Here is a 13,192-nt window from a genome sequence, read left to right as displayed (position 1 = left end):
GGATCCTTTTTTTATAAATCAGTGCATATTAAGCTAGAGACAGCTTGCTGAGTCAAGTTAAAACTTATTTAGAACCACTTCTTGGATGAAACGGCTGCCAAAATAAGCAAGTGACAAGATAAAAGCGGCTATCATGATCGAAAATACCACAGGCTTACCACGCCAGCCTTGGCGTAAATGACCTACAGTGACCACGGTGAAAATGAGCCAAGCAATTAACGATAAGACTGTTTTGTGGATAAACTCACTGGCAAACATTCCCTCTAAGAAGATGAACCCAGAAAGGAGAGCAAAAGTCAGTAAGATAGTACCCAGCGTGAGTAATTGATATAGCTGACGCTCAACCACCATTAAAGGAGGGAGGTGGCTGTGTACAATTGCCAAGTCTTTGCGTTTGAGGCGCTTATCAATAAAGTAGAACTGTACAGCATAAAGTGTTGAGATTATCAAAACACAATAGGCTAGCAGTGATAAGGATATGTGAGTAACTAAACCAAGCTCAACATCGATTGATTGCAAAATCACATGATGTGGTATAAACAAGCTGGCAAGAGTCAGTAAGGCTGCAAAACCATAAACAACTGGCAACAATAAAGTCGCAGGGAATTTGAGAGACACAGCAGTTACCGACACCACAATGACCCAACAGGTTAATAAAGCAACGTTGACGATACTTAAATCTTGGCCGTCAGCACGAAAAACTGAATTAACCAGTAATAGCATATGAGCAAGGATAGCCACAGTGCTAAGAATGACTGTGAGTTTTTGGCTTGGACCTTGTTTGTGAAAAAGGCGTGATAGCACATGTGACGTTGCTAACACATAAAACAAACTAGCAATAATAGTTAAACTAATAATCATCGTGTTTTGGCCACTTAATTTATATCGATAAATCCTTGTCTCTTTGATGCCATTGTATTTTATAGCAAGGCAAAAGCATAGAGTTTGTAAAAAGAAACTCAAACTGCGCACTTGAACACTGTATTGTCGACCACCATTTACGGTATACTGCTAGGAATTAAATTTTAATATTGCCTGTATTGTCACCAAACTTGTTTGATTTATGTACATTGCAGGTGCAACACGTTTTATCGGAACCTTTACATGTTTGAGAATCTCCAAGAACGCTTAGGTAAAACCTTAAAAAATATCAGTGGCCGCGGACGCCTAACTGAAGACAATATAAAAGATACATTACGCGAAGTCCGCATGGCATTTTTGGAAGCGGACGTTGCATTACCTGTTGTTCGTGAATTCGTTAAGCAAGTTAAAGAACGCGCCGTAGGTGTTGAGGTAACAAAAAGCTTAAGCCCTGGCCAAGTCTTTATTAAGATCGTTCGTGAAGAACTTGAAAAAGCCATGGGTGAAGCTAACGAAGAGCTAAGCCTTAATGCACAGCCGCCAGCGGTAGTGATGATGGCGGGTTTACAAGGTGCTGGTAAAACGACCAGTGTTGGTAAACTAGCTAAATTCTTAAAAGAGCGTAAAAAGAAGTCTGTATTAGTTGTGAGTGCCGACGTTTATCGTCCGGCAGCAATCAAACAGCTTGAAACACTGGCTGATGAAGTGGGTGTTGAGTTCTTCCCAAGTGACATTTCACAAAAGCCGGTTGATATCGCAAACAATGCGATTTCGCACGCGAAGAAGAAATTCATTGATGTGGTATTAGTTGATACCGCAGGTCGTTTACACGTCGATAACGACATGATGGACGAGATCAAAGCACTTCACAGTGCGATTAACCCAATCGAAACCTTATTCGTTGTTGATGCGATGACAGGTCAAGATGCGGCAAACACTGCAAAAGCATTTGATGAGGCGCTTCCTCTAAGTGGTGTGATCTTAACCAAGACCGATGGTGATGCCCGTGGTGGTGCTGCATTATCGATTCGTCATATTACCGGTAAGCCAATTAAGTTTATGGGTGTGGGTGAACGCACTGATGCTCTTGAACCATTCCACCCTGACCGTATTGCTTCTCGTATCCTAGGTATGGGTGATGTACTTTCATTAATCGAAGAAGTCGAAATGAAAGTAGATAAAGAGAAAGCAGCTAAAGTTGCCGAAAAAGTATTTAAAGGTGATGGCTTCACATTAGATGACTTTGCTGAGCAACTTCGTCAGATGAAGAATATGGGCGGTATGATGTCGATGCTTGATAAGCTGCCAGGCATGCAAAACCTACCAGACGCTGTAAAAGGCCAGATGGGTGATAAAACTTTCGTACAAATGGAAGCCATCATCAACTCTATGACGCCAAAAGAGCGTGCCCGTCCTGAAATCATCAAAGGCTCGCGTAAAAAACGTATTGCAGCAGGTTCTGGTACTCAGGTGCAAGAAATCAATAAACTGCTTAAGCAATTTACGCAAATGCAGAAGATGATGAAGAAGATGAAAGGCAAAGGTGGCATGAAGAAAATGATGCGCGGCATGAAAGGCATGTTACCACCAGGGATGATGGGTGGTGGCCCTAAATTTTAATAGTACTGTCTATTAAATGTATAAAAAGGAGCATATAGCTCCTTTTTTTGTAGATAATTTATGCGTAGTTGTTAGCTGCATGTAAGATTTAAAGCCCAGATCAGTGTTTAATCAACTAAACTTACATTTTGCAGCAGTTCTTACTTGCAATGTTGCAAAAAACTCGTACAATTCCCCAGCTTCCCGTATTGGGGAGTAAATCTTATTAATGAAAACAGTCAATCTAATGTAGAGGACGGTATGGTAACTATTCGTTTGCAACGTGGTGGCGCTAAAAAACGCCCTTTCTATCAAATTGTGGTTGCGGATAGCCGTTTCTCGCGTGACGGTCGCTTCATCGAGAAAGTAGGTTTCTTTAACCCAATCGCTTCTGGTCAGGAAGAAAAAGTACGTTTAGATTTATCTCGTGTTGATCACTGGGTAGGTCAAGGCGCATCTCTTTCAGATCGCGTAGCTAAGTTAGTTAAAGACGCTCGTAAAGCGGCTTAATAGGCGTAAGAGTAACCATGAGTCAAGAGAACACCTCGTATATTACAGTAGGAAAGCTCGGTGCCCCGTATGGTATAAAGGGCTGGCTTAAGGTGCATTCATTTACTGATGATCCCGAAGGGATCTTCGATTTCAGCCCATGGTTGATAGGGCAACAAGGTAAATGGCAGACCTTAGAAGTGGTCGACTGGCGTCGCCACAACAAAGGCTTTATCGCTAAAGTTGCGCAAGTAAACGACCGAGACGAAGCAATGGCTTTAACCAATGCAGAAATCTCAGTAGATGCAGCGCAGCTACCAGAATTACCGCAAGGTGAATTCTATTGGCGAGATCTGATCGGCATGTCTGTTATAACTGATAAAGGTTATAACTTAGGCACTGTTGATGACCTAATGGAGACAGGGTCAAATGACGTTTTGGTTGTGAAAGCAAACAAAAAAGATGCATTTGGCCAAGCAGAGCGTTTAATTCCTTTCTTAACAGATTCTGTTATTAAAGAAGTTAAACATGATGCAAGAGAAATTACCGTAGACTGGGACCCAGGGTTTTAATGTCACAAACGAGTTCGCTATGGGTAGGGGTGATAAGCCTTTTCCCGGACATGTTTGATGCGATTACCACCCAAGGGGTAACAGGTCGCGCAGTTAAAAATGGTCTAATCGACTTTAACTGTTGGAACCCACGTGACTATGCCACTGATAAGCATAGAACCGTGGATGATCGTCCTTACGGGGGCGGTCCTGGCATGTTAATGATGGTTGAACCATTGAAACAAGCTATCCTTGACGCCAAAAAAGCGGCAGGTGATGGTGCAAAAGTAATTTATATGTCCCCGCAAGGGCGCAAATTAGATCAGCAAGGTGCAAGCGAGCTTGCACAATCAGAAAAGCTGATTTTAATTGCAGGTCGCTATGAAGGTATAGATGAGCGAATCATAGAATCATACGTTGACGAAGAATGGTCAATTGGTGATTTTATTTTAAGTGGTGGTGAGCTACCCGCGATGACGCTAATTGATGCAGTAGCACGATTAGTACCAGGGGTGTTAGGTCATAACCAGTCAGCTGAGCAGGATTCATTTTCGAATGGCTTGCTTGATTGTCCTCACTATACACGGCCAGAGACATTGGATGATAAACAGGTGCCTGCTGTATTACTCAGCGGAAACCACCAAGAAATCGCTAAGTGGCGCACAAAGCAATCACTTGGTAGAACTTGGCTTCGTCGTCCTGACTTGTTGCATAACCTAGCTCTGACTGAGGAGCAAGCGGCACTCCTAGCTGAATTTCAGCAAGAGTACCAACAAGCTTGTGGCTAGAAGACAGTTACACCTAGGAAAGTGAGAAATATAATGGCAAAAGTAAACCAAAATATTATTAAAGCGCTTGAAGAAGAGCAGCTTAAAACAGACGTACCAGCATTCGGCGCTGGTGATACAGTAGTTGTACAGGTACGTGTAAAAGAAGGTAACAAAGAGCGTCTACAGGCCTTTGAAGGTGTTGTAATCGCTAAGCGTAATCGTGGTCTTCACTCAGCATTCACAGTTCGTAAAATCTCGAGCGGTGAAGGTGTTGAGCGTGTATTCCAAACGCACAGCCCTCTTATCGATAGTATCTCAGTTAAACGTCGCGGTGCAGTTCGCCGTGCGAAACTTTACTATCTACGTGAGCGTTCTGGTAAATCTGCACGTATTAGAGAAAAACTTAACTAATACGCGCTGTTTTACAACGCAAAATAAAACGGGTTGCAGCCTTAGGTTGCAACCCGTTTTGGTTTTTATACCACAAAAATAATTTACCTCTCTGAGAAATACTCCCTTCTAACTTCTCTACTTACTCCTATTTATCCCTTTATAAGCTATGCTACAAGAACGTTGGGGCTTTGTGCTTTGGCTGTTATCCTGTTACTATAATTTGTATTAAAAGCTTTACTTTTTTGTATATAAAGATTTACGTTTATAGGGTTTGAGGTGTAGTAACGTGGTAACAGTGAATGATCTAGCTGATTTAAGAGCAGGAATAGATGAATGTGATGCGCAATTGGTGGCATTACTGGCAAAGCGTAATGGGATTACAGAAAAAATAGGCGCAATTAAGCAACAAATCGGTGCACCATTACATGCCCCAGATCGCGAGGCTGAGTTACTTGCAGCTCGTCGTCAAGAAGCTGTCGCACAAGGGGTTAACCCTGAGTTAGTTGAAGATATATTGCGTCGTATGATGCGTGAAGCGTATCAAAACCAACAAGGTAGCCTTGCCTGTGTTGCACCCCAATTATCACCCATTGTAATTGTGGGTGGTGAAGGTGCCATGGGCCAGTTATTTGCTCAACAATTTACTCGTTCAGGTTATGAAGTGCGTATTTTAGATAAAGCACAGCAAGCACAAAGTGAGACGATATTAAAAGGGGCAAAATTGGTTCTTGTCAGTGTGCCAATTAATGCACTTGAGCAAGTTGTCGCTGCGCTACCGACACTTGATGATGACTGTTTGCTGGTTGATATTACCTCTGTTAAGCAAAAACCTTTAAAAGCACTTATGGCGGCTCATAGCGGCCCTGTAGTTGGCTTACACCCCATGTTTGGCCCAGATATTTCACATTGGGTAAAACAAACGGTGGTCGTGTGTGAAGGGCGAGATCATGAAGTGGCTAAAGGGTTAATGGCACAACTACAAGTTTGGGGCTGCCAAGTAGTTGAAATGGATGCTAAAAAACACGATGAAGCAATGCAGATCATTCAGGTTATGCGCCACTTAACAACCTTTGTATATGGCCAGTTTCTTGCCAAGCAAAGCCATACACTTGCAGAGCTTCGCAGCTGCTCATCACCCATTTATCAGTTAGAGTTAATGATGGTCGGGCGCTTATTTGCCCAATCGCCAGAGCTTTACTCTGACATCATGTTAGCACAATTCGACGATGTAGAAGCACTGCTTGCCAACTACCAAGATACTTTTGCAGACACGCTAGAAAAGCTAAAAGCAGGGGATAAAGCATCATTGATTGCCGCATTTGCTGATGCAAAAGAATACTTCTCGGACGCGACAGCGCATTTCTTAACGCAAAGTCGCAGCCTACTCAACAAAGCAAACGACGCGAAAGTGCTTGATTAAACAGCTCTAATTAAGCAAAAAAGAGCTCTATCAAAAAAGCCCGCATCAAGCGGGCTTTTTAGTTGCAAATGTTTTGTTTTAAATAATCGTTTTAATGACCACCTAATGAGCCAGGTAACGCACCGCTATGGTGATTGATTAAGCCCCATTGATACAGCAAGTCAGTCATATCTGAAAGGCTGAATAAGGTCATGCTCAAGCCAACAATTGTCAACACTATGGTATAAGGTAGTGCCATGTATACCATGCGCCCATAAGATAGTCTTAACACAGGGGCTAATGTTGATGTAAGCAAGAATAAGAAGGCAGCTTGTCCATTAGGCGTAGCAACACTTGGTAAATTAGTACCTGTGTTGATTGCCACAGCTAATAGGTCAAATTGATCACGGGTAATTTGACCTGCCTGTAACGCAGCAGCCACTTCATTGATATACACAGTACCCACGAACACGTTATCGCTGACCATCGAAAGAATACCGTTGGCAATGAAGAACATCACCAGTTGCAGCTGACCTTCGAAAGTAAGTACCCATGCGATCACAGGTGTAAATAAATGCTGGTCGATAATAACTGCAACAATTGAGAAGAATACGCAAAGTAACGCTGTGAATGGTAGGGCTTCTTCAAATGCTTTACCTAATTGGTGCTCTTCAATAATACCGGCACTGGCCGTGGCGAAAATAATAACAGACAAACCAATTAAACCAACAGTGGCTAAGTGAAGGGCTAAACCTATGATCAACCAAACAGCAATGAAAGCTTGAATCGCTAGGTTTACTTTGTCGCGTGTAGTGCGTTTTTTCTCTAGCTTTTTAGCATGATCCGATAAAATTGTGTGGATGGGGGCAGGGAGTTTTGCGCCGTAACCAAAGGTTTTGGTTTTTTCGAGTAAGAAAGTAGTGGCAATACCTGCAATCATAACGGGTAAAGTAATAGGCAACATTCGGAAGAAAAATTCGCCAAATAACCAGCCTGCACGCTCTGCAATGATCAAGTTCTGTGGCTCGCCTACCATAGTACATACACCACCTAAGGCAGTACCTATGGATGCATGCATTAATAAATTACGAAGAAAAGCACGAAACTCTTCAAGCTCTTGCCGATTGACTGGACGTACTTGGTTATCGTCATTAATATCATGCTCACTGCTGGAGTCTTTGCCTGATGCTACCTTGTGGTAAATACTGTAAAAGCCCATCGCGACGGCAATAACAACGGCCATCACCGTTAACGCATCTAAAAAAGCAGATAAAAATGCGGCAGCTATCGTAAACGACAGGGATAATACGGTTTTACTTCGTACCGAAACAACCAGCTTTGTAAAGATATATAAAAGTAAGTCTTTCATAAAATAGATACCAGCAACCATAAAGATAAGTAACAGGATCACATCGATATTCTGTACGATCTCATGTTCAACTTGCCCTGCTGTTGTCATGCCGATAAACAAGGCTTCAATTGCCAGTAAACCACCCGGTTGTAGCGGGTAACATTTAAGTGCCATGGCGAGTGTAAAAATAAACTCTAACACTAATACCCATCCTGCCAGATAAGGATTAAGTTGAAATAACACCGGGTTGATTAGTAAAAACGCAATAATGGTGTATTTGTACCACTTTGGTGAAGTTCCTAAAAAATTTTTAAATAGAGCTGGTAAAACGCGCTGCTGCATGGCCATACCTATATCAGTGCTGGTTATTATTGTTAATAAATAGAAATTGATTATATCGATAGTATTGTTATTTGATGTACTTTTAATCCAAAAGGCCATTTATTTAACTAGATCTTATAGATTTTTATGTACTGCCGAGTTAGTTTACTTGTTAGTTGCTTATCATCTGGTACAATCAGTGAGTTGAACACCAAATGCGGTAAAAGTAGTTGCTAACTCAAGTGGAAAGTGAATGAGAATTTTTAAAGCGAAAAGCCCAGCAGGTTTTGCTGAAGAATACATTGTTGAATCTATTTGGAATGGTGACTTTCCGCCTGGCTCAATTCTTCCAGCTGAGCGTGAATTATCTGAGCTGATAGGTGTTACACGTACAACCTTACGTGAAGTACTTCAGCGTCTAGCCCGTGATGGCTGGCTAACGATTCAGCACGGTAAACCTACCCGTGTAAATAACTTCTGGGAAACCTCGGGCCTGAACATTTTAGAAACGCTAGCGCGACTAGATGAAGACAAAATGCCAGAGCTTACAGATCAATTACTTTCTGCACGCACAAATATCAGCGCAATTTATACCCGTGCGGCTATTAAGCTTGCTCCTGAGCGTGTAATTGAAATTTTATCGCAAAGTGAAGAGCTAGAAGACAGTGCGCAAGCATTTGCTGATTACGATTATAAAGTTCACCATGAATTAGCAGTTGCGGGTAATAACCGCATTTACGTTCTTATCCTAAATGGCTTTAAAGGTTTCTACTCAAAAATTGGCTGCCACTACTTCTCTGATTCTCGAACTCGTGAATTAGCGCGTCAATTTTATAAAGATTTAACAGAACTGGCAGAGCGTCGTGAACACGACGGTGCGATTTCAATGATGCGTAAATATGGTCATCAAACAGGTGAAATTTGGCAACAAATTCGTGGTGATATGCCAGAAGATATCATGGACTAAGCGACCGTAACTAATATTCTATTTTGAAAACCCAGCTAAAAGCTGGGTTTTTTGTTAGTTACTTTTAAGCACAGGGAGTACTTCAGCGCTTTCATCATCAAGCATTGCTAAAACACTATTAAAATCATGTTTGGGATGCCAGCCAAGTTGCTGCTGCGCTCTAGTTGAATCGTATACTCGGTCTAAACTCGTTGGTAATAGCCAGCCTCGCTCCTTGAATGCATCTGCTAATGCTGGGATTTTTTCAATAATGACTTTATCTGCTTGCTTATAAAGCGGCTGGCAATCTTTTTTTGAATAAGGCGTAACGCCTGAAATAATAAAGCGATTAAAACCACTTAGTTTTTTTTCGATTGCACATAAATGAGCATTGGCAACATCGCGAGCGTCGATGCCACGGCTATTACGAAATAGCGCCATCGTATCTGCAGGTTCAGGAAAACAGCGAGACATCTGTAATACTGTGATTGGTAATTTGTGCTTTACTGAAATAGCTTCAAGCTTGGCTTCAGCGGCAATTTTAGTTTTATGGTAAATGGATTTTGGCTTTGGAATAATATCCTCGTTTACCCAACCCGCTTGACCTAATGGCGTTGAAGCTGAACCATAGAGTGCTGTGGTGCTGGTAAAAATAAACTGTTTTACGCCTGCTTCTATACCTAACAGTGCCAGTTGTTCTGTCGCCTCCACATTTATAGTGTAAAAATCGTCGTCAGAGTGCAGGCCAACATGAGGGGCATGTAAAGCGGCTGTATGGATTATCACGTCGATGTCTTGAAGAGCTCGCTGAATTAAGTGTTGGTCACGAATATCACCCACAAAGTCAGCTGTAGAGCAGGGCGCTTTATCCATCCCAACGACATTATAATTGCTCATTAACTTGATATAAATTGCACGGCCAACCCGACCTGCTGAACCTGTGATCAAAACTTTCATTTTTCTACCTAGTTGCTTAGCTCGGCATATTTTATCAGATTTTAGCTGCTGATTTTGCAGCTCTTTGCGATTGTTTGCTTCAAGAGTTACGTAATATTTTAATAAATCAATTTTTCCGATTAGGCATATCGCTTTTTTCGATTGTTCATTTGTCTGTAACCTCATTACACTATCTTGCAATTTATCAATACTTACACTTGGTTTTTGCGTTTTAGTAACCATATCTATGTGAGTATTGCTTAGGCAATTGGAAATAAACTCAAATATTTGGAGATAAAAATGGGTGTATTAGTTGGCCGTCAGGCACCAGACTTTACTGCAGCAGCTGTTCTTGGTAACGGTGAAATCGTTGAAAACTTCAACCTAAAAGAAACTATCAAAGGTAAAAAAGCAGTTATCTTCTTTTACCCGTTAGACTTCACTTTCGTTTGTCCTTCAGAGTTAATCGCTTTCGACAAGCGTTTTGAAGAGTTCCAAAAGCGTGGCGTTGAAGTAATTGGTGTTTCTATCGATTCACAATTCTCACACAATGCATGGCGTAACACTGCCGTTGCTGACGGTGGTATTGGTCAAGTTAAATATGCACTAGTTGCAGACGTTAAACACGAAATCTGTCAAGCATACGATGTCGAGCACCCAGAAGCAGGTGTTGCTTTCCGTGGTTCTTTCCTTATCGACGAAGAAGGTAACGTACGTCACCAAGTAGTTAACGACCTTCCTCTAGGCCGTAACATCGACGAAATGATCCGCATGGTTGACGCGCTAGCGTTCCACAGCGAGCACGGTGAAGTATGTCCAGCTGGTTGGACTGAAGGCAAAAAAGGTATGGACGCAAGCCCTGAAGGTGTTGCTAAGTTCCTTTCTGAAAACGAAGGCGACCTATAATTTAGGCCTTAGTTAAAGAATTAAAAAACCCGCCAATTGGCGGGTTTTTGTTTTTAAGCACAACAAGATTAATTAAAACGCATCGTTAGTTTAGTATAGAAATAACGACCACGAGGGTTATGTACGCTTGATACATAGCCATATAAGTCGCCATCGCCATCACCGATTGCAAACGGAGGATCTTCATCAAACACGTTATTCACACCCACAGAAAGTTTGATTTTCTCTGAGAAATTATACGCTGTTTGTAAATCAACCAGCGTTTGTGAATCAACCATACGTGATGTGTTGCTATCAAAGTCTAAATTACCGTCAAAGTCGATATCTGGCGTATCTTCAAACTCGCCCGTGTAACTAACGTTCACATTCGTGTTGAAGTCACCCATTTCCCAATTTGTTGAGAAAATCCAACGGTTTTCAGGATAACGATATTCGCCAGTGTAATCGCGGCCATCTTTCTTAAATTCGTTTTGGTAAGCCCATTCTAAATTGAATTTTAAGAAGCCGTAATCGTTCATCGCATGTGTGTAGTTAGCCGATACATCGACACCTGATACTTCTTGTGATGAGACGTTTTCAAAGGTGCTATAAACTTTTTGGATTACACCTAAGCTTTGACCATTTTGTGGTGCTAAACGCACGCAGACAGTGCTGTTTTGATCATTACAGTTTTCATCATAGATAGGGCCGAACTCTTGCTCATCTATCTTATTATCTTGAGTAATGCTCCATACATCGATTCCAAAACCAAATTCAGCGGTTGGTGCCCAGATAAAGCCAACATTCCATGACTCTGACTCCTCAGCTTCAAGGTTTGGGTTACCTGCAAATTGGATATTGTAATCTAGAGCGTTACAGTCAAGCCCTGTTGCCTGACAGCGGTAAGTATCTACAAAGAATTGACTTTCTTCCGACGGACCTAAACCAATTTGTGCTAGTGAAGGCGCGCGGAAACCTTGAGCCCACGAACCACGAACAGTGATTGAATCAGTTGGTGCCCAGCGAACAGCTACTTTAGGGTTTGTAGTTGAGCCAAAATCGCTGTAGTCATCGTATCGACCAGCTAGTTGCAGCTCTAGGTTATCAGCCAGCGGAATTGAAAACTCAATGTAAGCTGCGTATTGGTCGCGTTCAGCAGCGGCTGATACGGACTCAGTACCAAAAATTAAACCACGCTGGAATTGGTCGTCTGGAATATCGCTCACATCTTCTTCACGGTATTCAATACCTGCAGCCATCATTACTACATCATCGCCAAAGCTGAATGCTTCACCACTAATATTTGCATCAAATGAGGTCATATGAGACTCACCACGGCGCACTAAGCTTGTGGTGATACGGTCAATCACTGCCTGGTCATTATAGGTGCCACCAAATGGATTATAGTTACCTGCATCGATTTCTTGTTGTAGGAAATCAGTGCGCACCCAACCTTGGCTTCTATTACCTGTTTGCATTGATTCACTGCGACCTTTTTGAACAGCTGCTTCCCAGCTCCAGTCATTTATTTCACCTTTTAGACCGGCAACAAAGCGAAGCGTATCAGATTCAATATCCCATTGGCGAGGGCCGGCATCTACGGTTCTGTAGCGACCAATTTCGATATCTTGGCCAAACGGGTTGTTAGGATGGCTTGCAGGTACTGTAAGGCCTGCATCTTCATCAAGCGGGGTCGGTGCACCTGCTGCTTGCGACGTATTATGTTGTACTGCAACTTCTAAGAAAGCTGAAATACCATTGTCGAAGTTATATTCAAATTGTGAGATAGCACCGACACGCTCAGATGCTGGGGTTACGTAACCATACGGGCCGTAGTCAAATAAGCAGCTGCCACTTGCGGTTGCATTTTCTGCTGGGCAGGCTGGATCAATGGTTTTTTCACCATCTACATAGAAGTAGCCCGGAAAGCCACGCGATGAGCGAAAATCCATACCACCGTATGGTTCTTGGTTGGCTGTGCCTAGGCGGCCCATTTCATCAGATGAGAGTGCTGTGTTGTTAAAGTAATCAATAATAATTGATGCGCTGCTTTTCTCTGTACTAGTACCCCATACTAAACTTGCTGTTTTTTCTTCGTAGTTAGGACCATCAGTACCGCCATAACCAAGGTTCACTTCTAGGCCATTAATATCTTTCTTTAAGATGATATTAACTACACCTGCAACTGCATCAGAACCATAAATAGCAGATGCACCATCTTTTAAAATATCAATACGTTCAATCGCAGAGACTGGAATCGAGTTGATATCAACAAATGAATTGGTAATGCTTTCTGCAAAAGCACTGATAGATACACGGCGTCCGTTAATTAGTACTAATGTAGCATCAGAGCCTAAACCTCTAAGGCTAACAGCTGCGGCACCATTGGCTGTGGAGTCTTGGTTATTACCGCGAGTAGAAAATGTACCATTACCTGCAACAGGCATACGTTCTAATAATTGTTGTAAGTTATCGTAGCCCATGTTATCGATGTCTGCACGACTGATTGATTGAACCGGTGATGGCCCCTCAATGTCCGAGCGCTTGATGCGAGAACCTGTAACTTCAATACGCTCGACCTTTTCAGCTCCGTCTGACTCTGCAGCAGCAGACATAAAACTGGTGCCTGCTAATGCGGCAACTGTAAATGCGTAGAGAGGTCGTTGTATAAAGCGATGGGTGTTCTTCATA

The 13,192-nt window shown here is 42.3% G+C and carries 12 protein-coding genes; 8 read left to right on the top strand and 4 right to left on the bottom strand.

The features are described from left to right. Positions 1–57: 57 nt before the first annotated feature. Positions 58–861 (bottom strand): cytochrome C assembly family protein, encoded by an 804-nt coding sequence (locus CWB80_RS05795; protein ID WP_054551738.1) that lies wholly within the window; start codon positions 859–861, stop codon positions 58–60. A 243-nt stretch (positions 862–1,104) separates the two neighbouring features. Between CWB80_RS05795 and ffh the strand changes: the two genes are divergently transcribed. From ffh to tyrA, 6 genes are all read left to right on the top strand, one after another. Beyond that, positions 1,105–2,481: a signal recognition particle protein gene (ffh, locus tag CWB80_RS05790; protein ID WP_054551737.1), complete on the top strand. Its 1,377-nt coding sequence runs from the start codon at positions 1,105–1,107 to the stop codon at positions 2,479–2,481. Positions 2,482–2,721: 240 nt separating this feature from the next. Continuing rightward, positions 2,722–2,970: a 30S ribosomal protein S16 gene (gene rpsP, locus CWB80_RS05785; RefSeq protein ID WP_054551736.1), complete on the top strand. Its 249-nt coding sequence runs from the start codon at positions 2,722–2,724 to the stop codon at positions 2,968–2,970. Between the two features lie 17 nt (positions 2,971–2,987). Next, entirely contained in the window at positions 2,988–3,521 is a 534-nt protein-coding gene (gene rimM / locus CWB80_RS05780) for a ribosome maturation factor RimM (RefSeq protein WP_054551735.1), read from the top strand. After that, entirely contained in the window at positions 3,521–4,288 is a 768-nt protein-coding gene (gene trmD / locus CWB80_RS05775; RefSeq protein WP_054551734.1) for a tRNA (guanosine(37)-N1)-methyltransferase TrmD, read from the top strand. Before rimM ends, trmD begins: the two co-directional genes overlap by 1 nt. A gap of 33 nt (positions 4,289–4,321) precedes the next feature. After that, positions 4,322–4,681, top strand: coding sequence for a 50S ribosomal protein L19 (gene rplS / locus CWB80_RS05770; RefSeq protein WP_054551733.1), 360 nt, complete (start codon positions 4,322–4,324; stop codon positions 4,679–4,681). A gap of 268 nt (positions 4,682–4,949) precedes the next feature. Continuing rightward, positions 4,950–6,083, top strand: a complete 1,134-nt coding sequence (tyrA, locus tag CWB80_RS05765; protein WP_138601546.1) for a bifunctional chorismate mutase/prephenate dehydrogenase — start codon at positions 4,950–4,952, stop codon at positions 6,081–6,083. Positions 6,084–6,174: 91 nt separating this feature from the next. On the opposite strand, the gene nhaB is transcribed toward tyrA, so the two are convergent. Next, a complete protein-coding gene (gene nhaB, locus CWB80_RS05760; RefSeq protein ID WP_054551954.1) occupies positions 6,175–7,755 on the bottom strand; it encodes a sodium/proton antiporter NhaB in 1,581 nt (526 codons plus the stop codon). Between the two features lie 232 nt (positions 7,756–7,987). On the opposite strand from nhaB, the gene fadR reads away from it, so the two are divergent. Further along, positions 7,988–8,701, top strand: a complete 714-nt coding sequence (gene fadR / locus CWB80_RS05755) for a fatty acid metabolism transcriptional regulator FadR (RefSeq protein ID WP_054561887.1) — start codon at positions 7,988–7,990, stop codon at positions 8,699–8,701. A 54-nt stretch (positions 8,702–8,755) separates the two neighbouring features. Here fadR and CWB80_RS05750 read toward each other — a convergent pair whose 3' ends face one another. Continuing rightward, positions 8,756–9,637, bottom strand: coding sequence for an NAD-dependent epimerase/dehydratase family protein (locus tag CWB80_RS05750; protein ID WP_138601616.1), 882 nt, complete (start codon positions 9,635–9,637; stop codon positions 8,756–8,758). A 279-nt stretch (positions 9,638–9,916) separates the two neighbouring features. Here CWB80_RS05750 and CWB80_RS05745 point away from each other — a divergent pair, with 279 nt between their 5' ends. Next, the gene (locus CWB80_RS05745; protein WP_054551729.1) at positions 9,917–10,522 is read left to right on the top strand and encodes a peroxiredoxin C; all 606 of its coding nucleotides are present in this window, start codon (positions 9,917–9,919) and stop codon (positions 10,520–10,522) included. Between the two features lie 68 nt (positions 10,523–10,590). Here CWB80_RS05745 and CWB80_RS05740 read toward each other — a convergent pair whose 3' ends face one another. Then, the gene (locus CWB80_RS05740) at positions 10,591–13,116 is read right to left on the bottom strand and encodes a TonB-dependent receptor (RefSeq protein WP_249362533.1); all 2,526 of its coding nucleotides are present in this window, start codon (positions 13,114–13,116) and stop codon (positions 10,591–10,593) included. Positions 13,117–13,192 lie beyond the last annotated feature (76 nt).

Origin of the sequence: Pseudoalteromonas sp. S1650 (assembly GCF_005887195.1) — a bacterium.
GTDB lineage: Bacteria > Pseudomonadota > Gammaproteobacteria > Enterobacterales > Alteromonadaceae > Pseudoalteromonas > Pseudoalteromonas simplex.
This window is presented reverse-complemented; position numbering and strand designations above follow the sequence as displayed.

What these genes read in the sequence shown, in the direction of transcription:
- CWB80_RS05795 (WP_054551738.1), bottom strand. Translation starts at nt 861, where the DNA reads ATGATTATTAGTTTAACTATTATTGCTAGTTTGTTTTATGTGTTAGCA.
- rimM (WP_054551735.1), top strand. Translation starts at nt 2,988, where the DNA reads ATGAGTCAAGAGAACACCTCGTATATTACAGTAGGAAAGCTCGGTGCC.
- fadR (WP_054561887.1), top strand. Translation starts at nt 7,988, where the DNA reads ATGAGAATTTTTAAAGCGAAAAGCCCAGCAGGTTTTGCTGAAGAATAC.
- trmD (WP_054551734.1), top strand. Translation starts at nt 3,521, where the DNA reads ATGTCACAAACGAGTTCGCTATGGGTAGGGGTGATAAGCCTTTTCCCG.
- CWB80_RS05745 (WP_054551729.1), top strand. Translation starts at nt 9,917, where the DNA reads ATGGGTGTATTAGTTGGCCGTCAGGCACCAGACTTTACTGCAGCAGCT.
- ffh (WP_054551737.1), top strand. Translation starts at nt 1,105, where the DNA reads ATGTTTGAGAATCTCCAAGAACGCTTAGGTAAAACCTTAAAAAATATC.
- CWB80_RS05750 (WP_138601616.1), bottom strand. Translation starts at nt 9,637, where the DNA reads ATGAAAGTTTTGATCACAGGTTCAGCAGGTCGGGTTGGCCGTGCAATT.
- rpsP (WP_054551736.1), top strand. Translation starts at nt 2,722, where the DNA reads ATGGTAACTATTCGTTTGCAACGTGGTGGCGCTAAAAAACGCCCTTTC.
- nhaB (WP_054551954.1), bottom strand. Translation starts at nt 7,755, where the DNA reads ATGCAGCAGCGCGTTTTACCAGCTCTATTTAAAAATTTTTTAGGAACT.
- CWB80_RS05740 (WP_249362533.1), bottom strand. Translation starts at nt 13,116, where the DNA reads ATGTCTGCTGCTGCAGAGTCAGACGGAGCTGAAAAGGTCGAGCGTATT.
- rplS (WP_054551733.1), top strand. Translation starts at nt 4,322, where the DNA reads ATGGCAAAAGTAAACCAAAATATTATTAAAGCGCTTGAAGAAGAGCAG.